This is a genomic window from Lactiplantibacillus fabifermentans DSM 21115 (assembly GCF_000498955.2).
Taxonomy (GTDB): Bacteria; Bacillota; Bacilli; order Lactobacillales; family Lactobacillaceae; genus Lactiplantibacillus; species Lactiplantibacillus fabifermentans.
The window spans coordinates 35,838-56,542 of record NZ_AYGX02000032.1; the positions used below are offsets into that span (position 1 = coordinate 35,838).

Annotated in this window: 21 protein-coding genes; 7 read left to right on the forward strand and 14 right to left on the reverse strand. The window is 46.2% G+C overall.

Annotated elements, in window-relative coordinates; genetic code table 11:
• Window positions 1-111: 111 nt before the first annotated feature.
• The gene (locus DY78_RS16540) at window positions 112-981 is read left to right on the forward strand and encodes a hypothetical protein (RefSeq protein ID WP_056993488.1); all 870 of its coding nucleotides are present in this window, start codon (window positions 112-114) and stop codon (window positions 979-981) included.
• Between the two features lie 93 nt (window positions 982-1,074).
• Here DY78_RS16540 and DY78_RS02125 read toward each other — a convergent pair whose 3' ends face one another.
• Window positions 1,075-2,769, reverse strand: a complete 1,695-nt coding sequence (locus tag DY78_RS02125; RefSeq protein ID WP_024625868.1) for an oleate hydratase — start codon at window positions 2,767-2,769, stop codon at window positions 1,075-1,077.
• Window positions 2,770-2,974: 205 nt separating this feature from the next.
• On the opposite strand from DY78_RS02125, the gene DY78_RS02130 reads away from it, so the two are divergent.
• Both DY78_RS02130 and DY78_RS02135 read left to right on the forward strand, forming a co-directional pair.
• Complete coding sequence (locus tag DY78_RS02130; protein ID WP_081754350.1) at window positions 2,975-3,790, forward strand: Cof-type HAD-IIB family hydrolase; 816 nt, start codon at window positions 2,975-2,977, stop codon at window positions 3,788-3,790.
• Window positions 3,791-3,986: 196 nt separating this feature from the next.
• Window positions 3,987-4,610, forward strand: coding sequence for a DUF6198 family protein (locus DY78_RS02135; protein WP_024625870.1), 624 nt, complete (start codon window positions 3,987-3,989; stop codon window positions 4,608-4,610).
• A 93-nt stretch (window positions 4,611-4,703) separates the two neighbouring features.
• Here the strand turns inward: DY78_RS02135 and DY78_RS02140 are convergent, their stop codons facing one another.
• The 6 genes from DY78_RS02140 to DY78_RS02160 all read right to left on the reverse strand — a co-directional run bounded on the left by DY78_RS02140 (window position 4,704) and on the right by DY78_RS02160 (window position 8,976).
• Window positions 4,704-5,159 (reverse strand): nucleoside 2-deoxyribosyltransferase, encoded by a 456-nt coding sequence (locus DY78_RS02140; protein ID WP_024625871.1) that lies wholly within the window; start codon window positions 5,157-5,159, stop codon window positions 4,704-4,706.
• Between the two features lie 171 nt (window positions 5,160-5,330).
• Window positions 5,331-6,200 (reverse strand): aldo/keto reductase, encoded by an 870-nt coding sequence (locus DY78_RS02145; RefSeq protein ID WP_024625872.1) that lies wholly within the window; start codon window positions 6,198-6,200, stop codon window positions 5,331-5,333.
• A gap of 83 nt (window positions 6,201-6,283) precedes the next feature.
• Window positions 6,284-7,132: an aldo/keto reductase gene (locus DY78_RS02150; protein WP_024625873.1), complete on the reverse strand. Its 849-nt coding sequence runs from the start codon at window positions 7,130-7,132 to the stop codon at window positions 6,284-6,286.
• A 24-nt stretch (window positions 7,133-7,156) separates the two neighbouring features.
• On the reverse strand, window positions 7,157-7,288 hold the full coding sequence (locus tag DY78_RS16720) for a hypothetical protein (RefSeq protein ID WP_268872487.1): 132 nt from the start codon (window positions 7,286-7,288) through the stop codon (window positions 7,157-7,159).
• Between the two features lie 134 nt (window positions 7,289-7,422).
• Window positions 7,423-8,613, reverse strand: coding sequence for a CynX/NimT family MFS transporter (locus DY78_RS02155; protein WP_024625874.1), 1,191 nt, complete (start codon window positions 8,611-8,613; stop codon window positions 7,423-7,425).
• A gap of 63 nt (window positions 8,614-8,676) precedes the next feature.
• Complete coding sequence (locus DY78_RS02160) at window positions 8,677-8,976, reverse strand: ArsR/SmtB family transcription factor (protein WP_024625875.1); 300 nt, start codon at window positions 8,974-8,976, stop codon at window positions 8,677-8,679.
• 117 nt (window positions 8,977-9,093) lie between these two features.
• Here DY78_RS02160 and DY78_RS02165 point away from each other — a divergent pair, with 117 nt between their 5' ends.
• Window positions 9,094-9,318: a hypothetical protein gene (locus DY78_RS02165; protein WP_024625876.1), complete on the forward strand. Its 225-nt coding sequence runs from the start codon at window positions 9,094-9,096 to the stop codon at window positions 9,316-9,318.
• Between the two features lie 91 nt (window positions 9,319-9,409).
• On the opposite strand, the gene DY78_RS02170 is transcribed toward DY78_RS02165, so the two are convergent.
• The 4 genes from DY78_RS02170 to DY78_RS02185 form a co-directional block, all read right to left on the reverse strand.
• Complete coding sequence (locus DY78_RS02170) at window positions 9,410-10,639, reverse strand: MFS transporter (RefSeq protein ID WP_024625877.1); 1,230 nt, start codon at window positions 10,637-10,639, stop codon at window positions 9,410-9,412.
• A gap of 164 nt (window positions 10,640-10,803) precedes the next feature.
• Complete coding sequence (locus DY78_RS02175) at window positions 10,804-12,276, reverse strand: glycoside hydrolase family 1 protein (protein WP_024625878.1); 1,473 nt, start codon at window positions 12,274-12,276, stop codon at window positions 10,804-10,806.
• 173 nt (window positions 12,277-12,449) lie between these two features.
• Window positions 12,450-12,872, reverse strand: a complete 423-nt coding sequence (locus DY78_RS02180) for an Hsp20/alpha crystallin family protein (protein ID WP_024625879.1) — start codon at window positions 12,870-12,872, stop codon at window positions 12,450-12,452.
• Window positions 12,873-13,021: 149 nt separating this feature from the next.
• A complete protein-coding gene (locus tag DY78_RS02185) occupies window positions 13,022-13,495 on the reverse strand; it encodes a MarR family winged helix-turn-helix transcriptional regulator (protein ID WP_024625880.1) in 474 nt (157 codons plus the stop codon).
• A 115-nt stretch (window positions 13,496-13,610) separates the two neighbouring features.
• Here DY78_RS02185 and DY78_RS02190 point away from each other — a divergent pair, with 115 nt between their 5' ends.
• Together DY78_RS02190 and DY78_RS02195 are read left to right on the forward strand one after the other, a co-directional pair.
• The gene (locus DY78_RS02190) at window positions 13,611-14,204 is read left to right on the forward strand and encodes an NADPH-dependent FMN reductase (RefSeq protein WP_024625881.1); all 594 of its coding nucleotides are present in this window, start codon (window positions 13,611-13,613) and stop codon (window positions 14,202-14,204) included.
• Window positions 14,205-14,263: 59 nt separating this feature from the next.
• Window positions 14,264-14,452, forward strand: a complete 189-nt coding sequence (locus tag DY78_RS02195) for a PspC domain-containing protein (RefSeq protein WP_024625882.1) — start codon at window positions 14,264-14,266, stop codon at window positions 14,450-14,452.
• A 59-nt stretch (window positions 14,453-14,511) separates the two neighbouring features.
• Here DY78_RS02195 and DY78_RS02200 read toward each other — a convergent pair whose 3' ends face one another.
• From DY78_RS02200 to DY78_RS02210, 3 genes are all read right to left on the reverse strand, one after another.
• A complete protein-coding gene (locus DY78_RS02200) occupies window positions 14,512-16,248 on the reverse strand; it encodes a hypothetical protein (RefSeq protein WP_024625883.1) in 1,737 nt (578 codons plus the stop codon).
• Between the two features lie 144 nt (window positions 16,249-16,392).
• Entirely contained in the window at window positions 16,393-17,148 is a 756-nt protein-coding gene (locus DY78_RS02205; protein ID WP_024625884.1) for a nucleoside phosphorylase, read from the reverse strand.
• Between the two features lie 15 nt (window positions 17,149-17,163).
• Window positions 17,164-17,646, reverse strand: coding sequence for a GNAT family N-acetyltransferase (locus tag DY78_RS02210; protein ID WP_024625885.1), 483 nt, complete (start codon window positions 17,644-17,646; stop codon window positions 17,164-17,166).
• A gap of 291 nt (window positions 17,647-17,937) precedes the next feature.
• Here DY78_RS02210 and DY78_RS02215 point away from each other — a divergent pair, with 291 nt between their 5' ends.
• Window positions 17,938-20,679 carry a cation-transporting P-type ATPase gene (locus DY78_RS02215; protein ID WP_024625886.1) on the forward strand — a complete coding sequence of 914 codons (2,742 nt, stop codon included), beginning with the start codon at window positions 17,938-17,940 and terminating at the stop codon, window positions 20,677-20,679.
• The last annotated feature ends 26 nt before the right edge of the window (window positions 20,680-20,705 follow it).

Genomic DNA, 20,705 nt, shown 5'->3' on the forward strand with positions numbered 1-20,705 from the left:
CCGGCACTATTTTGGCTAAAAAATGCACCATTTTTGCGTCAACCACTAATAAAGGTGCTAAACTATCTTCGTATCAAAGAAAGGTTTAACAACCTAAGGGGGATTATTGATATGAAAAAATTTAATACTGTTTTAGCAACTTTAGCTTTAGCATTACCAATGGCGGTCACCCCATTAGCACCAGCAGCAACTTTGCTCGCTAACGCCGCAACGACTAAAAAGGCCGCCACTTTAACTGGGACGGTCTCCAAAGCTAAAACATTAAAGAAGACTGATGTGCACGTTGATAAGAAGACTGCCACCGAAAATATCAGTTTCAGAGCAGATAGCAACGCTGCCACCGTCAGTGCACGTGCGACTAAGTTAGTGCCGAAGACGACTTACAAAGCCATCCATTCGGTCGCTTTCACCAGTCATCACAAGACTACCACTTACTACGAATTGACCAATACTAAGGGCGACTTCATCGGCTGGGCCCCCGCTAGCAAATTAGCTAAGGGTGCCGATACTGCCAAGAAGGCTACTGCTAAAAAAGCAACCGTCACGAAGGCGACTGCCAAAAAAGCAGCTACTAAGAAAGCGACTGCTAAGAAAGCGACTGCTAAGAAAGCGACCGCTAAGAAAGCAACCGCTAAGAAAACAACTAAGCGGACCACTAAAAAAGCAGTTAAAAAATTAACGACTAAAAAAGGCACTAAGAAGACCGCCAACAAACCGACGAAATTCTTAGCAGCTGGCAAAGCCACGACTATCAAGAAAGCCTACACTGCTAAAAAGGCAGGAACCGTTTATCACCTTTCATTTTCCGCTGATCAAGGTTCCGCAACCGCCGTTAAGACTGGGACGTTGAAGACTGGTCGGCATTACACCGCGATTCGTGCTTGGAATGCCAAGACCAGCGCTAAGGCGAGCGCTCACAACTACGTTTACCTTGAAGGCAATGGCTGGACCGCTACTGGCAACCTCAAAGCAACCAAATAGCTTTTGTCCCACATTTCGGCCATAAATATTCGGAGATACAAAAAAGAGTTTGGAATTTTATCCCAAACTCTTTTTTGTGCCCACAATTAATGACTAATCAAACATTTTCTTGGTTGCTTTCAACAAGGTCTTTGGATCCTTGTCATAACGTGGTGTCTTAACCAAGTTATCCATTGGTACCCCAGCGAAGTGATATGCAGCGATTTCACCAGAACGAACCGCACTTTGTTCCGTGAAGATCATTTGGTAAGGTTGTTCTGCAAATTCACCCGTGAAGGCTAAGTTAGTTGAATGCTTTGGTAAGACTTCTGGCCGGTCGGTCTTCGCCCGGTTGTTGAACAAGGCGGAAGCATATGGCATGTAAACTGGGATATTGTTAATAATACTATCTAAGATTTCCTTTTCCTTATCCTTGATATTACCAGGACCAGGATCAACCTTGGATAATTGCCCAATTAATTCTTGCGCCATTTCCTTACCAGTCATCTTAATGTATGGCTTGTGAACGAACTCACCTTGACGCCGTGGATATAAGAAGTAGCCCCAAAGAACGGTTTCGTTAGGATTTTGCGTGGTGAAATGTGGTTGATGGTGAACCACGATCGACATGTTAACATCCTTTTGATTCAACGACGTGATTGGCGTGGTTGATAAGAAGGAGTTCAAGGCGTTCCCTGGTTCTTGGGTAGTAATCCGCACGATTTCGTTTAAGAACAAGTGGTCCTTAGTCGTCAACGTGAAGCTGACCCATTCACTCGCATTCCGATCGTTGAAGAATTTGTCCGGCGTCCCTAAGTTGTAGAAACGTTCCGTGGCTTTCTTCCAAAGCGCCGCACTGATCCCATATTCCATGTTTTCTGGTGCTGGCGTGTTGTAATCACCCATTGTTGCGGAGTCGGTAATTGACCCGTTAGTAAAGATTACAGCAGTGTCTTCATCGACTTCAACTTCTTGAGTTTCGCCGGATTCAACGTCTTTAACGACTAAACCAGTAACGGTGATTTCGTCTTGCATGGCGGTGTCTTTAAACTTCCAGTCTTCAACGATCTTGTTGTCGATGAAAGTGACATTTTGGCCTTGTAAGTACTTGATCAATGGTTCAATCATACTTTCAAATTGGTTGTAGCGGGTCCGGTTAACCCCAACTAAATGTTCAATTTGGGTGAATTCATAAATCATTTGATGCATGTAACGCCGGAGTTCTTGCGCTGAGCTTTGAACCCGGAACGCGAAGGTGGTTTCCCACATGTACCAGAAGTTTGTTTGGAACATGTGTGGATCATCCTTGAAGTAGTCGGCAATCGTTACGTTGTCGAGTTTTTCTTCTTCGTTGTCAGGCATCATAATTAATTTTGTTAATAAAGCGCGGTCCTTGTTATTAAAACCAAGCTTACCGGCATTGATAATCCCTTTGCCACCTTGCAATAACCGCGCTTTGTCAAAGGTCCGATGCTTCGAGTCGAAGTCGCGGGTATCTTCAGCCGCGGTCATGCCAGGTTCCGTTGTTGATGGGATCCGGTCAAGTAATTCCATTAAATCGACATAGGTCCGATAGTTCAACATCCGGCCACCCCGAGCAACATACCCGGTCGTGTTTTCCATTGGATGGTTCTTGTTCCAATATTCGTTCGTGAAATCGGTTGTTGAGCCACCATCGTTGGCCCCATGCATATCTACGCCATAGAAGGTAATATCCTTACCGTCCCAATGGCCATCTTGAATCAAATACACTGCTGCGGCCATGTTTGATAGCCCAGCACCAATCATAATTGCTTTACTTTTAACCATAAATAACGCCCCCAAAAATTAGGATTTGATAACGCTTACAGGTACATTATACAACTTGGATACCGCTTGTCTAGTTTGAACTGAAAAAATTTATTTATTTTCATAAAAACCTTGATAGCGACGGTCTTTTACCCTGATAAAGATTTTAATAAAAAACCGTTACCTGACCAATCTTCTAGTATAATAAGGCTATTAGGAGTGATTCATGATGACACCTTATTTAATTTGTTCTGATATCGATGGGACGTTAATGATCAACCATACGACCTTAACGCCAACCACCCAACAAGTTTTACAAGCTGTAATGGCACAAGGACATCAATTTTACATTGCCAGTGGGCGGATGTTGCCGTTAGCCCGGTATGCCGCCCAACAAATTGGGGGACCGGTAAAAATTATCGCAGCCAACGGGGCCACCTTTGAACAAGGTTCAAAATTGGTCACGAGCCACTTAACTGCCGACCAATTAGACTTAATTTACGAAACCGTCCTTAGCAATAACTGCAAAGTTTTCTTCTTTGAAACTTGTCGCTTATACTACACGGGCGACCAAGCCCCTTATCAAGATGACGCAGCGCAGGCGAATGTCATTGACATGCCCGATTTAAACGCCATGCCATTGATTGGCCCTGAATTTTTACCCAATCTAGCTGGTCATGTCACCAATGCGATTGCTTACGGCGATGCGGCCAACTTAGCTTTAATTCGCAACACGTTAGCGCAACAAACCACTTTAAATTTATCCAGTTCTAATGACAACAACTTAGAAATCATTCCCCAAGGCGTCGATAAAGCGACAGCTATCACGGCGATTCAACAAGCCAGTGGCATTGACCAAGCCCATACTATCGTCTTTGGCGACGGCCTCAACGACTTAGGAATGTTCAAAGTCGCCGGCCACAGCGTTGCGATGGGCAATGCCGCTAATATTGTCAAAGAGGCTGCGACTGACGTGACCTTACCGAATACGGAAGATGGTGTCGCTAAGTTCTTACAAGACTTCTTTAATGTAACCGTTTAGCATCATAATTGCTACGATTCACGTGCGGGTCAAAATTGTTTAAGCAAGCCTTAAACAATTTTGACTTTTTTTATGGATTTGTCAGGCACCGCCGATCCGCGTTAAGATGAACCAGAACATTTTAGAGAGGAATTGATGATTCGTTTTGCAACCCGCTAGTTCCAGTTCTAACACTTTACCCGTCCGTATCGGCGCACTGATTTTTAGCCTCGTCTTAAACGCGTGCGGTAATTCATTATGTATTACTTCCAATGTCGGCAGCGGCATCTGGACGGCCGCCGCGGTTAATATGCACGCGGCCTTGGGCTTGGATGTCGGTTTATTACTATTTATCGTCGGCCTAATCAATGCTGTGACCAATCAAATCCTGATTCGTCGCATCGACGTACCGCGTTTCGTCGGCGAAATCATCTTCGTGCTATTTTTCAGCTATTTCGTAGACATTTTCACCGCGGCGTTCACGCTAATCGGGATTCCGAAATTACCGTGGTTGATTCGCATGTTGATTTCAATACTAGGCGTTTCAACTTTTTGTGTCGCCATTTCAATTTATCAACGGGCGAATATTTTCATGCATCCTAACGACGATACGACCAACATTTTGCGGTTTATGTATTTGAAGGGCAACGCCACCGCCTCACAGTTAATCGACTTCATGCCCCCGATTATCATCATGAGCATTACTTGGGGCTTCACGCACCAAGTCTTAGCCGTCAATATCGGGACGATTTATTCATTTTTCATGAATGGTATCTTAATCGAGACCGCCGACCGGCTCGTCTTTCCTAAGCTCGTGCATAATTTCAAATTTAAGCACTGATGCCAGACGCCCGTTTTACCAGCCAAAAAAATCCGCCGATGATTTTCATCAGGCGGATTTTTTTATTATCTTATTTTGACGGTTCATTCAACTTTAGCGAATGGCCCCTTGATATTGGAAATCATCAGAAGTTGGATCTTGTAAAAAGGCTTTTAAATCAGTCATATTTTGAATCGTGGCTTTACCCGACTTGGCTAACATTACGTTAAACGTGCCGTCACCAAGGGTTTCTAAGTAGTAAGCAACCGGAATATCTAAACCGTACGCGGTCCCAGTTTCCCAAATCGTCCCGGTATCGAAACCATCGACGACCGCCACGACTAACTTAGCTTGTTTTAAATGATCAACATTGTCGGCAAAAACGGCGTTCCGGTCAGCATCAGTCGCATCAGGCGTTAAGTCGATGCCATCCAAACGGGGGCTGTAATACGTCAACCCTAAGTCGTTCATCAATTGTTCAATCTTCGCCAAGCGTTCTGGTTGTCCTTCAGTAAACCAAGGTCCCGCCAAATAAATTGCGGGGGTGTCACTTGCAATTCGGTTACTCATCTCATCAAGCCTCTTTCAATTCAATATTTATTCATTCTATCACGCTTTTAATCGCCGACAAAATGATAGATTTAATACGACCTAGCCTTGGACTAAGCACTAAATGAGGGTCACCGTATATTGCAACAGTGACCCTCATTTTGGTACGTTATTCAAATATCACGCTACGATCTATTTACTTAAATCGCTTAAGGTCTTGAAATCAGTGTCGGATAATTCAACGTTAGCAGCGGCGACATTGTCGGCTAGATGGTCAACTGAACTAGTCCCTGGAATTGGTAAGACATTCTTTGAACGTTTTAATAACCACGCCAAGGCGATTTGGGCGGGGCTGACTTGGTACTTATCGGCCATCGTGCTCAATTCACTACCTGGTTGGGCTAACTTACCGGTTGCTAATGGGAACCATGGTAAGAAGGCCATATTTTGCGTTTCGGCATAATCTAAGACGTCATCGTCACGATGGTCCGCCACATTATACAAGTTTTCGATGGCATCAATTTTGGCAACTTTTTGGGCTTCCTTGATTTCAGCGACCGTCACTTGGCTCAAGCCGATATGCTTGATTTTGCCTTCATCTTGAAGCTTCTTCAATTCACCGACTTGTTCCGCAATCGAAAAATGACTATCAATACGGTGTAAGAAGACCAAATCTTCGTGGTCAATTCCTAGGGTCATCATCGAAACTTCGACTTGTTGCCGCAAGTAGTTAGCTTCACCATGTGGCGTCCAAATATTCGGACCTTGCCGCGTTTGACCGACCTTATCAGAAATAAAGATTTGGTCGCGGTTTGCGGCGCCTTTGAGCCCCGCGGCCAAATAGCGGTCCGCAAACCAAGGCCCGTAAGAATCCGCCGTATCAAAGAAGTTCACGCCATAATCTAAGGCTTGCTTGATTACCTTAATCCCGCTCTCAGGGTCACGGTAAGGCCCCCAAGTACCGGGACCAGTCAATTGCATCGTCCCATAACCTAATCGATTTACTTTAAACTTATCGTCGAACGCAAACGTGCCGGCGTTAGCAGCATTAATTTCTGCCATCTGAATCGCTTCCATCATTTTAGTTCAGTTTACGAATTATATTTTAGTCCCTCAAGCCCAGTTCAGGTCAAACATTTCGCTCGTTAACCTTGCGTCGGGTTATGCATATAACTATTGGCGGTATCTGGTAAGGCGTTTAAGGCCGCCATGTCAGCCGCACTAATACTGAAGTCTAGTTGAGCATTGGCGTCGATATGCGCCGGATTAACCGCCTTCGGTAACGGTAAGACTCCGTTTTGTAAGACAAAGCGTAACGCTAATTGGGCGACACTGACACCATATTTATCGGCGTATTTTTCAATTTCCGGACTATTCAGCACCCCACCAGTCGCGAGTGGCGAATAAGCTTCTACTAATAAGCCGTTGTCTTCTGAAAAGCTGGTAATCTTAGGTTCTGTAAAGCCGAGATAATATTGAATTTGATTGACCATTGGCTTAACCGTGGCTTGTTTGAAAATATTCTTCAAATCACGCACAGCAAAGTTTGAGACCCCAATGGCTTTTGCACGACCACTGTTGTAAATGGCTTCCATCGCTTGCCACGTTTCAATATTTTCTTCGTCGTGGTTGGTGCCCATTTGCGACCATGGCCATGGCGCATGGATCAAATAGAGGTCGACATAGTCTAAGCCTAAGTTCGTCAATGATTCATCAAAGGCATCTAATGCCCCTTGATACGTCTTCGTTTCGGCGGGCAACTTCGTGGTGACAAAGATTTCATCCCGGGCAATCCCAGAATCTTTAATGGCTTGACCCACACTGCGTTCATTGTGATAAGCCAATGCCGTGTCGATATGCCGATAACCGGCTGCTAAGGCGTGCTTAACAGAATTATAAGCGGCATCGCCCGCGGGAATTTGCCAGGTGCCAAACGCCACTTGGGGAATTTGAACACCGTTACTTAATGCATACGTTTCAGTTAAAGCTGTCATGAAAAAGCCTCCAATATAATTAGTTTATTTATTTTTAGTTGCGACGGTTGTCCGCCGGGGTTTGAAAATACGAGTTGTTGGTTGGGTGGGATCCCCAATTAAAGTCAATAAGCCCGTCGCCACTAAAACGACGGCTAAAATTTGTAAGATTGCCATTTTAAATGCGCTCCTCCTATGGGTCTTATCAGTTAACGAAATTCAGTTTAGGCCCTTCGACCTACTAGAAGGCAATCATAAAGTTTGAATTTTGCAAAAAAAATCAGCAATGCTTAGCATCACTGATTTTTAGATTAATCATAAATGGTTGCACGGTGTTGAATGACGGTACCTGCTAACGTTAGCAAGGCTGAAAAGACGATAGCCAACCACAGCACTAACGACCAGCCGATTTGAGCACCTAGCCACCCGAACAAAACTGGTCCAAGCGCCGCTAGTAAGTAGCCCGCCGACTGTGCCATCCCCGATAAATCGGCCGTTTCAAAACCGTTAGTCGTCTTTTGCGTGAAAAATACCACGGCTAAGCTGAAAGCCGCCCCAGAACCGAGTCCTAATAAGACACAGAGGACTGCCGCAAACCCGAAGTTTGTTCCGGGTAACAAGACGCCCGCAATCCCGCCGATAAAACCGATACCCACAATAGCCACCATCGCTTTGACGCCAGCTTTTTTACCCGAAGTCGCTGGCACTAAGTAAGACATCGGTAAGCCACTGAGTTGCATAATGGTCACTAAATTGCCGGCAGCAATGATCGAAAAACCGTGGGCGGTAAAAATCGTCGGTAACCACGTTAACAAGGAATAATAAACTAACGCCTGTAAACCAAAGAAGGCAGTCACGACCCACGCTAATGGGCGGCCCCAAACACTCCCATGCGTAGTAGTTTCGGCAGCCGTTGGCGTTTCAATAACGGCGGGTGCGCGATGATTGTATTTTAAATTCGGCAACCATGCGACGAGATTGAGCAGGCCAATCACCGATAAAACGGCCATCGTTAACGGTAACGACCAATGGGCAGCCAATACGCCGGAAATCCCGGTGCCGAGTGACCCAATCAGAAGCATCGAAATCGTATATTGACTCGTGGCGACTTCAATCTTATCGGGGAAATTATCCTTAATAATTGCCGGAATCAAGACATTGCCACCATCGGCCCCAATTCCGACTAACAAGGTGCCTAAAAACAGTAACGGAATCGCGGGAATGACGCGCAAGTAACTCCCAAGGGCTAAAATAATTAGCATGCCATAAATCGTCCATTCGTTCCCAAACCGACGCCCCCAGCGTGCAATGATCGGTGACATTACTGCAAAGGTCAATAATGGGATGGTCGTCAATAACCCGGCCATCGAACTCGGCAAGCCGAGCGTCTTTTTTAAACTACTAATTAATCCGGGCATCATCGTAATTGGCAGCCGCATATTCGTCGCTGCCAGCATCATGCCTAACGTCAAATACCGACTATGTTGATGAGTGGTTTCCATAATAAGTGCACTTCTTTCCTAAGTAACTTAGTTCGATAATCATCAAACTAAAAATCAAAAAAATTATAACGTCGCTAAAAAACCGGGCAAATACTGTTCAAAAGTTGCCGACCGTAACGATAAATACTTCGTTTGGGCCACTTGCCGGGTATTGGTCAACCCGACCAACCGCAACGCTTTAAAATGGTATGACACCGTCGACTTGCTGATATTTAATTGCGCCCCCACTTCACTACAAGTCATTTCCCGTTGCGCTTGGTACAGCACCCGAATAATTCGGAGCCGGTTCTCTTCAGCTAACGCTTTAAAAATTGCGATTCGCCGCTGATCATCAGCAGCTTGTTGTTGTAGTTCGATATCCATGAAACTAAGTCTACGCGGATGAGACAAAATGCGCAACCATTTTAGCAGCTGCGTTTATTCGACTAACGTTCCACTATTGATTTAATATTGCCCTTAAACATAGACCGGAGGTACCTAATGACTATCGCCAAACCATACCAGCTGGGGCAGATAACAATGCTAGCAGTACCAGTGGGAATCCACGCCGCCCTTGACCAATACGCGGTCTTTTCAAATCAAGCTAGTACCAGCTTGCCGGTCCCGCAAAACCCATTTACTGATCCGGACTTCATTAGAAAACATGCATTAATCATGACTGATAACGACTTCATAACTACTGAAATTTTGGATGATGAATTTTAGTCGCTCATTAGATTGCCGTTCGCAAACCAAAAAGCGTGTCATTCATCATTATCATCATAATGACCGAATGACACGCTTTTTTTAATGTGAATTAGACCGTTGCCGGTTGTTTTTTCCAAATGTCTGGTACTAACCATAAAATTAAGATCAAGTTAATCAACAACATGACTGCGGTCAAAATAAAGACCGAATTATAGTCAAAGATCCCGGCAATCACGCCCCCTAATAGGGCGCCGAGCATATTGCCAATCGCTTGAAATGATTGATTATAGCTAAAAATCGTTGAGGTTAAGTGCACCGGCGTATTTTTGGTTAACACTGTCTGAATTTCTGGGAACAACGCCCCATCCGAAATCCCAATAGCGAACCGTAAAATCCCGAGCAAAACGACGCTCGTCACGATACCTTGTGGGAAGTACATAATCACCGCAAACACATAGCCGAATACTAAGACCCGCCCGGAACCATGGTGGTCACCGTAACGGCCTAAGCGCGGCGCCGCCAAGATATTTGAAATCCCCGGCAAAGCCGCAATAATACCCGCGACGACCGTAATTGGCCCGCGATAATGCATTAATTCCCGCACATATAAACTAATAATTGGGGCAATCGACGCATTCCCCAATTGCACAATCATGGTGGAACATAACATCATAATAATCAGTTTAGGGTTCTTGAACGCCGCTAATGGATTGCGACTGTCCCCTGGTTGCCGGTGATGTTCCACCGGTTTGAAATGTTCTTGCACGAAAAATAAGCTCAATAAAAACGCCCCTACCAATAGGCCGGCCGTAATAAAGAACGTATTACGAATCGAGAACACTTGGGCTAAAAAGCCACCAATGACGGGGCCAAATAATTGGCCGCTGACCGCCCCCGTAATCAAAGTACTGAGCGCGTGGCCACTATACTTACGCGGTGTTTGGGAGGCGACCAACGCTTGCGCATTGGAAATAAAGCCCGCGAAGACCCCTTGAAGGGCCCGTAACGCGACTAATTGCCAAACGTTAGTAACAAAGCCCATCAGCCCCATGGCGACGGCCATCCCTAAGGACGCCCGTAGTAGCATGATTTTCCGGCCTTTTTTGTCCGCGATAATCCCCCATAACGGCGCTGAAATCGCCGAGATGGCATAATCCGCCGCATAGGCCAGGCCACTATAAAACGTCACTTGTTGCTTAGTAAAATCACCGAGTGAACTCACAAATAAGGACAGAAACGGCATAATTTCACTAAATGCCATCCCCGCCACAAACGTACAAAACCATAAAACGATTAAATTACGATGCCATGGTCCACGCTCACGTTCTGCGTCATCCACGAAAGTCATCTCCAAATCTAATGTGACTTACTCAAAATAAGTAGTTGTCATGTCAACTAGCTTAACACAAACTAAAGAAATATTAACCCTTATTTCCCGGGAAATGATTATTAAGCAGATAAAAAGCCTTATTCAATTTGAACAAGGCTAATTGCTAAGATTTGTTAAATTTTAGTGGCGATGTCCGTACTCAAATTGGCCCCGTTCGACGCAATGACTTGTTGATACCAGTAAAAACTCTTTTTAGGAATCCGCCGAAAGTCGCCTTGTTGTTGGTCGTTACGGTCGACATAGATGAAGCCATAACGCTTTTCCATTTGGCCAGTCCCCGCCGACACCAGATCGATACAGCCCCAGGGTGTATAGCCAATGAGGTCCACCCCGTCATCAATCGCCGCATGCATGGCTTCGATATGTTCTTTCAAATAAGCAATCCGATAATCATCATTGATTTGACCAGCTGCTGTCAACTCATCCCGGGCACCGAGGCCATTTTCCACGACCATCACCGGCACGCCATATCGGCCATAAACATCATTCAAATAAATCCGTAAGCCAGTTGGATCGGTGCTCCAGCCCCATTCACTATATTTCAAGTACGGGTTCTTCACACCCATAGTCATATTACCCGCTGATTCGGCTTTCGACTGATCAACCGTCCGGGCATTCGACGAATAGTAACTGAACGAATAAAAGTCGACTTTGCCGGCTTTTAAAGTCGCCGCATCGGCTGGTTCCGTATGCAAATGAATATTGTGATCTTCAAAATAACGTTTAGCAAAGTACGGGTAAGCACCGCGAACTTGCACGTCACCACAGAACCAGTTATTCATGGCCATCTCTTGTTGCGTCTTTAAAACGTCGGCCGGATTAGGCGTTAACGGATAACTCATGCCACCCGCAATCATACAACCAACCCAGTTATCGGGATTAATGCGATGCGCTAATTGGACCGCTTGCGCACTTGCCACAAATTGATGGTGCAACGCTTGGAAACAATCTTGCCGGCTTTGATCCGTAACGGGCCCACCAAACATCGGTTGCCCATCTTTTAAAGGCAGTCCGGCGCCAACATAGCCGCCGCCCATCATAATTAAAATATTAATTTCGTTAAAGGTCAGCCAATAGTGCACTAAGTCCTTATATTCCAAGAAAATCGTCTTGCAGTATTTTACGTAAAAGTCGATGACGCGCCGGTCGAGCCAGCCGTGATACTTTTGCGTTAAATGGTAAGGTGTTTCGTAGTGCGAAATCGTCACAATTGGTTCAATTCCATAGGCTTGGCATCGTTCAAAAATTTGACGATAAAAGTCTAATCCCGCTTGATTCGGTTCGTCGTCGTCCCCATTGGGGAAAATTCGACTCCACGCAATCGACATCCGATACGTGTTATACCCCATTTCGTGCAATAGCTTGAGATCTTCACGCCAATGATGATAAAAATCACTGGCCTGATGTGACGGATAATACGTGTTTGGTTGTAACGTCGCCGTATAATGCCGCGGCGTTTCAAATGTGCCCCCAGTGACCATGTCAGCAGTGCTTGGTCCCTTACCGTCTTCATTCCAGGCTCCTTCAATTTGGTTGGCCGCGGTGGCCCCGCCCCAAAGAAACCCCTTTGGAAATGCTGTTGTCATATGCCATTCACCTTTTCTAAGTATAAAATGTAATTCTCTCTGAATGCGCTTACATTAAATGATAACCATTTTTTACCGGTGGTGCAACCGTTTGTTTAAATCTTCGAACTAAAAGTTTAGTAAAAAAAGACTAGGATGCCATTGTCTCAACATCCTAGTCTTTAACCTAGTTACTAGTTAATTTCAATTTTACCGTCATTTTCGCTTGCCGCTTGCTTGGGCAACGTGATGGTCAAAACGCCATCAGCTTGTTGCGCCGTAATCGCCTCGGCTGACACATTTGGCAACATATAATCACGTTGTAAGGTGCCTTCACGGCGTTCGTTCATCACAACATTTTGATCTTGGTCGCTATGATCGACGAAGCTGTGCTTTTGAACTTTAATCGATAACATGTTGTCACGGTATGACAATTTCACATCTTGCTTATCGATTCCGGGGACATCGACATGTACTTGATATTGCGTATCAGTTTCACTAATATCCGTCTTCAAGGCCTGATTAGCACCTTCAAAGGGCGCCCAAAAGTTTTGCGCCAACCGTTCAAACGGATCCAACATCCCAAAGTCATTCCGATTCATCATTTCGTTAGTCATCCTAACAATCCCCTTTCAAAACTACGTATTTGGCTAATATTACTTGGTCAGTGGTACCAATTAATTGTTTGACCTTTCCTGACCTTCGAAATATATCTTACCAGCTTTGAAACGGAATGCAAATATTTAGCACTCTTTATATTCGAGTGCTAAATTTTCAATTGTCGAATCCGATGCATCAGCTCGACAAAGCGCGTCAGTTCCGCTTCTGAGTAGTCCTGCGCGATATTTTGGGCTTGTGTCGCGATGGCCGCATCCATTTGCACGTGTAACTGGGCCACTTGGGTCCCCGCTGCTGTCAGTCGCACTAAAACTTCTTTGTTGTTTTGCAGTCGTCGAAATTTTTCAGCTAAACCGAGCTTGGCTAACTTTGTCAGGCCACGCGAAATCGTTGCTTGCGATAATTGCGTGGCGGCGGGCAATTGTTTGGCCAAACTGGCGGGCTGTTGCGCTAACTGCGCCACAATTTTAATATCCGTTGTCGACAGCTGGCGCAGTTGTGCTTGTAACGCCGGATCATTAGTCTGTCGTAACGCCCACTGCTTTTCGTCATCATCTAAGCCATCTTGGGTAATAAAGCCATTCAATTCAGTCATAAGTTGTTGAATTAAGGTCGCAGTCATGGTTAGGTTCTCCTTTTTAATTCACATGAATAAATACTTGCGTATTATTCGGCTTGCGCCTATAATACCATTTTGTATTCATGTGAATCAATAATTTAAACGAGGTTATAAACTTATGAAAACTATCGCTATCATTTTAGGCAGCAGCCGTCCTACAAGTGCCGGACGCGCTTTATTTAATCATCTAAAACAACTGGCCCCACAAGTGCAGCCAGAACTCAACTTTACCTTTTTGGACTTAGCGGCTTATCAATTGCCCTTCTTCGCTGAAGCCTTGCCACCGATGGCTAATGACCATCGTCAGTTACCAGCGACACAACAACAATGGTTGACCGATATGGCGCAGGCAGACGGTTATGTTATTTTAACGCCTGAATATAATCATGCCATGCCCGCAGTTTTAAAAAACGCGCTCGACTTTTTAGCTTTTGAAGGCCAACGTAAGCCGGTCAAATTAATTTCTTACGCCGACAATATGCGCGGCGGTCAATTTGGCGCGGCTAGCTTAGTTCCCGTTTTGCAACGCTTAGGCATGTTAGTCTTGCCTAAGCCGACACCCATCGGCAACCTGCCCGCAACGTTACAACCGGATGGCACATTCATCAAAGACGCCCCCTTGCAAGCCCGCTACACCAAAGGGTTAACGGCCGCCTTACACGAGATTGGCTACTACACGACAATTTTAACCGACCACCCCTTCACATATTAGTAGCAGTTTTGCTTAAAACCTGCTACATTAAGAGTGACTAAAAAAGGGGGTCGACCATTATGAAGATTGATTGGCATCGTTCCAACGATTCCGTCATCGCGGGGGTCATCGGTGGAATTGCGGAACACTTCGACTGGAATCCAAATGTTGCCCGCATTTTGTACGTTGTCTTATCATTAACGCCATTTCCAGGGATCATTGTCTACTTAATTTTATGGTTATTAATGAAAGATCCGATTAACAACTAATATGTTTCACGTGAAACATGTTTAAAAAAATGCGCTACTCTCAACGAGTAACGCATTTTTTAGTGGCGTGGTCGATACCAACTCAGCCATAACCCACCGACAATCGCCAAACTGGCTAGCCCACTAAGCGCCAGTAACCAACCATGTCGCGAGCTTTGCGCCACTGAAATTGTAACCCGACTACGCCCTGCTGGTAACCGGGTTTGTAGTTGCCCCTGAGCGCGTTTAGCGGCTTGCATCCGGCCATTCACCGTCACGCGATAAGTGACATTTGCATAGCCGACTACTGGCAACAGTTCAACTTTTGACCGGCGTAAATGTGCCACAAACGTGACCTGCTGATCAGTCGCATGTTGATAAGTGAAACGCTTAGCGGTGGTCGTATTAAACGCCGCGCGTAAACTATTCATCGGCGAGGTGATATTCCAATTCATTTTGTCACTGGCTGTAATCGTAGGTAAGTGCGAACGACCGGATTTTTTCAGCGAATAGTCCGGAATGGTCCGAGTATCAATGTTGGCTTGATAGTTTTGATTCGTCATGTGCCACAAGCGCGCCGTGGCGGTTGGGCTCGTGTGGGTCCGCATTGCTTGGACATAAGTGGTGCCGACCCGGCTGTGCAGTTGCCACGTGCCCGCAATAGCTAACCCCATCAACAGGCCACTAAAACTCACTACCATTAATTTACTAGGTGCGTGGGTTTGTTCAAAATACAAGATAGTCGCGACCATCAAGCCTAATGCAACTAACACCAAAAAACGCATCGTAAATTGAACTAACTGTAATGGCGTATTGGCTAATTTGACCCACGGCCACCAGTTTTGAGCGACTAGCCAAATTAGTAGCGTGCCGATTAACCAATAGCGCCACGTGCCAGTTGTCGCATCAAACACGCGTAGCACTAGGCTCAACAAGATAACACTAGCAACCAGGCCGATTCCCGCACCGTTAGCCGACTCACTGAAGTCATTTTGAATCAGTTGTTGCCATGCCACGACCGGGCTCAGTGGAATTAGACTCGGTGTCGGTGTCACCATCTGATTATGCGTCACCCACTCGAACACATTCAACAATGAATAAAGGCTCATCAAAATTGCACCGCCACCCGCCGCTAAAACGGCCAAGACTTCAGCGCGGGTCACGTGACGTAACCCGAGCCGCACTAGCTCCAAGCCGACGACCGCGCCCGTGAACATGACCAGCGACAACACATGTGAATTGGCGGTTAACCCCATACCTAGTGCTAACCAGCCCGTGCCACGCCATTGTCGCTGCCAGATTTGCCACAGCCCTAACATGACTAACGGTAAGAATGCGTAGCCAAGCGCTTCACCTAAAGCGACCCGACCATACATCACCACAAAATGATAGGCATTGAATTGATACAACATGACGCCAAACCAGCGCAGCCAACGTTGCTTCGTTAATGCTTTCGCCAACCAATAGCTATTCATAATCGTGATCAAGTTCAATAGGAAAAAGCCAATTGCCAAGGCGCCTAACGCATTCGACCACCACAAATGGGGGACGACAAAAATCAGTAGCGTTACCCACGGATACATCGCGTTAACCGCTAAGCCCCGGTGACCGAGCCCGATAAAGTTCACCAAGCTTGGTAGGTGTCCCGCCCGCAACGCAGTATATACTGACGCTAGTCGGGCCAAGTGAATATCGCCGTCATTATTCATGCCAAAAAAGCCACCACTAAACGCCGGCCAAGTCGACACCCCCGCTAGCCCGATCAGTGCTACTATCATGATAATTTTTGGCCAATATTTCCATCGCAGCCACCGCATACTCGCACCCCCACCTGTCTGAAGATATCAGTTTAACGCTAGTATACGGCTGATGACCCCGGACTAAGGGCCCGGGGAGCTTAGTTTGGAAACTAAAATAAGTCCAATCAATGACCTCGTTATGACCATTAATTGGACTAATACTTATAAAATTAAACTTTGGGCGGTTAATTCAATCGCCGTTTCAATCGCATCGGCCCCCCAATGTCGCGGATCGTAAGCACTTAATTCAGCTAATGAGTCCGCGGTAAATAGGAGTTGCCCGAATGCCACTTGCCGAAACTCGGCACAAGCCGCTAACGCCGCACATTCCATTTCAACGACTTGGCAGCCACGGTGCTTGACCGCGGCAATTTTAGTGGCCGTTTCACGAAACATCGCGTCAGTCGTCCAAGTTTTAACGACTTCAAACTTCAAATCAGCGGCGGTTAACGTCGTCGCCAGTTGCGCCTGCATCTTGGCATTGAGCGTCACCCAGTCCGCGGCTGGTAAATAATGAAAGGAAGTTCCCTCATCGCGTAGCGCCGCAACTGGTAATAGCAACTGGCCTTCCGGTAAGGCCGTCAGCGCCCCACAACTACCCATGCTCATAATCTCGTGTCCGCCAAATTGGATCAGCACTTCTAATAACATCACCGCGGCTGGTGCACCTAAGGGAGCTTGGGCCACGCCTAACGTAGCACCATGATAGTCAATCTGATAGACCCGACTGACTTTGGTAATCGTGCCAAAGTTGCCGAGTTCGACACCATGATAGCGTTGAACAAATTGTTGGAAATGTGGATCATCCGTTAATAAGTATAATACCTTACTAGGAACTGCAAATTCGCCGTCTACCCGCGGACTCAAGACCGCTTGCGGGTTGGCATCATAATGTAATAATTCCAAGTCAGTTGTCATCGAACCCCCACCTTTTCAAATCAGATATGCCAAGCTATAATCATCAATGAAACGACCGTTGAGATAAAAAGCATCGCGAGCGACCCCCTCGACCTCAAAACCTTGTTGCGCATAAAACTGCCGGGCCGTCGTATTCGTCGCCAAGACGCGCAATTCAATGCGGTGAATCCCCTGCTGTTTGGCAGCCAACTTTAATGCTTGCATTAAGCCGCTGCCCACACCTTGATGCTGCGCAGTCAACGCTACGCCAATGCCGATATTCCATGTGTAACGCATGGATTCAAAGGGCGGTTGCGGATTCCAGCTAATCATTCCCAAAACTTGGGTACCGCGCACTGCCACTAACTGACTGCCAACCGGATTGGCTTGTTGATAGTCGGCTAAAGTGGTTACTCGACTGGGACCCGGACTATTGGTTACATTCCAAATCGTCTGATCAATCGCCAATAATGCCGGTAAATCAGCCGACGTTGAATACCGATAACTAATGGGTGTCATTTTATGCCTTCTTATCTTAATAATTAGTGTCAAATAATGTTTTAATATTTAAACGTAACTGGCGACTTTTGTCGTCAAATCTGATATGCTAATGCAACTAAAGTAATATTTGGTCATCAGAATGTCAAACATTTTTATAACTGTACATAATAATATTCGTTTATAATAATAATTAACAAATACATAAACTCATGAAAGGATGTGGCGAAATTGGCCTGCTTAACTCGCAATAAACGTCGAGATTTTACTGAACCTAACAGATAAAAACAATTATATACAGGAGTGGATTTAATGATAGACAACAATTCCCAGAATTTGACTGATACACCTGAAACTGATACTGACAAATTGCCTCCCGATACCGAGGACCATTTGTGGCAGCTTGATGAACCAACTTTAGCCACCCAATACCAGACTGATAGTACGACTGGTTTGAGTGCCGCTGAAGCTGAGCGCCGTCTACAACACGACGGCCGCAACGAGCTGGAGACGAAACGGACCTCCCGCTTCGTGCAGTTCATCAAGCAGTTTAATAACAGTATTATTTACATTTTAGCGGCCGCGGCGGTCATGACCTTTGTGATGCACCGCTATTCCGATTCAATCGTTATTGGCTTAGTAATTATTGCCAACGCCATTATTGGTTATGTGCAAGAGCGCCAAGCGGGTAACGCTTTGGAACGGATCCGTGAAATGTTGATTTCAAAAAACTTTGTCATTCGTGATGGGAAAAAGTTAGAAATTGATGCCCGCGATTTAGTCGTTGGTGACTTAGTAAACTTGGAAGCCGGGGATGCGGTTCCCGCGGACATGCGCTTAATTTCCGCGGATAACTTGAATGTGCAAGAATCCGTTTTAACGGGTGAAACTAATGCGGTTGAAAAACAGGAAGAACCGATGCCCGCTAGTGACCTCGCTTTAGCCGATCGTCGCAACATGGTCTACGCTTCGACCGCCGTCACTAGTGGTTCCGGTCTCGGAATCGTGACGGCGACCGCCGAAGCGACTGAGATTGGCCACATTCAACAATCCGTGGGTGAAGTGAAATCCAAACCAACCCCCTTGATGCAAAACTTGAACTCCTTAGGGTTTGGGTTATCGATTGCCATCGTCGTCTCGGCCGTGCTCTTATTCATCTTAGGGATGTTCATGAACACGTACAGCTTGCCAACCTTGCTGATTGCCGTCATTACGATGGTCGTCGGGTCGATGCCGGAAGGGTTACCGGCCAGCACCTCCGTTGTGTTAGCGATGGGGACGCGCCAGATGACCAAGAAAAACGTCATCGTGAAGTCCTTGCCAGCCGTGGAAACTTTAGGGGCCGTCGATATCGTCAATACCGATAAAACTGGGACTTTGACGAAAAATGAAATGACCGTAACCAAAGTCGTTACGCCGGACGCCCGTTATGATGTTACCGGCGTCGGCTATGATGATAATGGTGGAATTAATTTTGACGGGGCCTTGAAGCTCAACGGTCAAACGGTCGACTGGCAACAAGATGACCATATGGCGTGGCTCGTTAAGATTGCCGGTCAAACGACCGATGCCGAATTGCATTTTGAAAACAATCGCTGGGAACTGACTGGGGAACCAACCGATGGCGCGTTAACCACGCTTTATCGCAAGATGACCGGTCACGACCCCGAAGTGGCAGAAGTAGACTCCTTACCATTCGACTCGGCGTTTCGTTTTTCAGCGCGATTAGCTGATTTAGACGGTCAACGGGTCTTGATGGTCAAAGGTTCCCCCGCTACTATTTTGCAGTTGACGACCGAAGCTAATGCCACTAAATATTGGGACGATGCCATGGACGACTTAACGGCTGATGGCTTACGCGTCGTAGCGTTGGCCGCCCAAGTCGTTGATGATGACGTCACTGAAATTGACGCCGCCAAGATTCACGACTTACATTTAGCCGGTTTCGTCGGTATCATCGACCCACCCCGGGAAGAAGCGGCCACGGCAATTGCGGAATTACGCCAAGCCGGCGTCCAAGTTAAAATGATTACTGGTGACCATCCGGATACTGCGATGGCGATTGCCAACAAGTTGAACTTGGCACCGCAAGTTAAGGCCATTACGGGTCCTGAAATCGACGCGTTGGACGATGACCAATTAAAAGCGCATATCGATGACTATAACGTCTTCGCCCGCGCAACACCGGAGAACAAGTTACGAATTGTGCGCGCCCAACAAGCTAATAACCACGTCGTTTCCATGACTGGTGACGGGGTCAACGATGCCCCCGCCTTAAAGCAAGCTGATATCGGGGTCGCCATGGGGATCAAAGGGACCGAAGTTGCCAAAGAATCCGCCGATATGGTGTTAGCCGATGATGACTTCGCCGATATCGTCGCCGCGGTGCGCGAAGGCCGCCACGTCTTTGATAACATTCGTAAAACGATTCGCTTCTTGTTACCAACGAGTTTTGCGGAAGGGTTAGTCGTCATTATTAGTATTTTAATGGGCCACGACTTGCCACTCTACCCGACCCAGTTGCTCTGGATTAACATGGTTTCCGCGTTAACCATCCAGTTCGCCTTCATTTTCGAGCCACCCGAAGCAGGCATTATGTCCCGGGGGCCGCGAAATGTGAAAGCCGGCCTGTTAAGTAAGCTCGACTCGTTTGAAATCATTTACGTGTCACTGCTCATTTCTGGTCTGGGGATTTTCGCTTACGACTACTTGACGAACCTGGGTTTACCAAACGTGGTCGGCAGTACGATGTCGTTAAACATTATTATTTTTGGGAAGATCTTTTATCTGTTTAACTTGCGTAATGATCACCCAGTCATTTCCAAGTACTTCTTCCAAAACAAGATGGCGTTTTACATCATTGGTATCTTGATTGCCTTACAATTAGGTATCATCTACTTGCCGTTCATGCAATCCGTCTTCAATACGACCAACGTTAACTTCTGGTACGGTTGGGGCATCCCAATCCTATGTGGGATTGTTGTGTTAATCGTAACCGAAATCGGGAAATTTATCCGGTTTCGCTTCGTTGAAAAAAATGAAGTTTTAAGCTAATTTACAAAAACTGCGTCACCTCTAAA

What these genes read in the sequence shown, in the direction of transcription:
- DY78_RS16540 (WP_056993488.1), top strand. Translation starts at nt 112, where the DNA reads ATGAAAAAATTTAATACTGTTTTAGCAACTTTAGCTTTAGCATTACCA.
- DY78_RS02125 (WP_024625868.1), bottom strand. Translation starts at nt 2,769, where the DNA reads ATGGTTAAAAGTAAAGCAATTATGATTGGTGCTGGGCTATCAAACATG.
- DY78_RS02130 (WP_081754350.1), top strand. Translation starts at nt 2,975, where the DNA reads ATGATGACACCTTATTTAATTTGTTCTGATATCGATGGGACGTTAATG.
- DY78_RS02140 (WP_024625871.1), bottom strand. Translation starts at nt 5,159, where the DNA reads ATGAGTAACCGAATTGCAAGTGACACCCCCGCAATTTATTTGGCGGGA.
- DY78_RS02145 (WP_024625872.1), bottom strand. Translation starts at nt 6,200, where the DNA reads ATGGCAGAAATTAATGCTGCTAACGCCGGCACGTTTGCGTTCGACGAT.
- DY78_RS02150 (WP_024625873.1), bottom strand. Translation starts at nt 7,132, where the DNA reads ATGACAGCTTTAACTGAAACGTATGCATTAAGTAACGGTGTTCAAATT.
- DY78_RS16720 (WP_268872487.1), bottom strand. Translation starts at nt 7,288, where the DNA reads ATGGCAATCTTACAAATTTTAGCCGTCGTTTTAGTGGCGACGGGCTTA.
- DY78_RS02155 (WP_024625874.1), bottom strand. Translation starts at nt 8,613, where the DNA reads ATGGAAACCACTCATCAACATAGTCGGTATTTGACGTTAGGCATGATG.
- DY78_RS02160 (WP_024625875.1), bottom strand. Translation starts at nt 8,976, where the DNA reads ATGGATATCGAACTACAACAACAAGCTGCTGATGATCAGCGGCGAATC.
- DY78_RS02165 (WP_024625876.1), top strand. Translation starts at nt 9,094, where the DNA reads ATGACTATCGCCAAACCATACCAGCTGGGGCAGATAACAATGCTAGCA.
- DY78_RS02175 (WP_024625878.1), bottom strand. Translation starts at nt 12,276, where the DNA reads ATGACAACAGCATTTCCAAAGGGGTTTCTTTGGGGCGGGGCCACCGCG.
- DY78_RS02180 (WP_024625879.1), bottom strand. Translation starts at nt 12,872, where the DNA reads ATGACTAACGAAATGATGAATCGGAATGACTTTGGGATGTTGGATCCG.
- DY78_RS02185 (WP_024625880.1), bottom strand. Translation starts at nt 13,495, where the DNA reads ATGACTGCGACCTTAATTCAACAACTTATGACTGAATTGAATGGCTTT.
- DY78_RS02190 (WP_024625881.1), top strand. Translation starts at nt 13,611, where the DNA reads ATGAAAACTATCGCTATCATTTTAGGCAGCAGCCGTCCTACAAGTGCC.
- DY78_RS02195 (WP_024625882.1), top strand. Translation starts at nt 14,264, where the DNA reads ATGAAGATTGATTGGCATCGTTCCAACGATTCCGTCATCGCGGGGGTC.
- DY78_RS02200 (WP_024625883.1), bottom strand. Translation starts at nt 16,248, where the DNA reads ATGCGGTGGCTGCGATGGAAATATTGGCCAAAAATTATCATGATAGTA.
- DY78_RS02205 (WP_024625884.1), bottom strand. Translation starts at nt 17,148, where the DNA reads ATGACAACTGACTTGGAATTATTACATTATGATGCCAACCCGCAAGCG.
- DY78_RS02210 (WP_024625885.1), bottom strand. Translation starts at nt 17,646, where the DNA reads ATGACACCCATTAGTTATCGGTATTCAACGTCGGCTGATTTACCGGCA.
- DY78_RS02215 (WP_024625886.1), top strand. Translation starts at nt 17,938, where the DNA reads ATGATAGACAACAATTCCCAGAATTTGACTGATACACCTGAAACTGAT.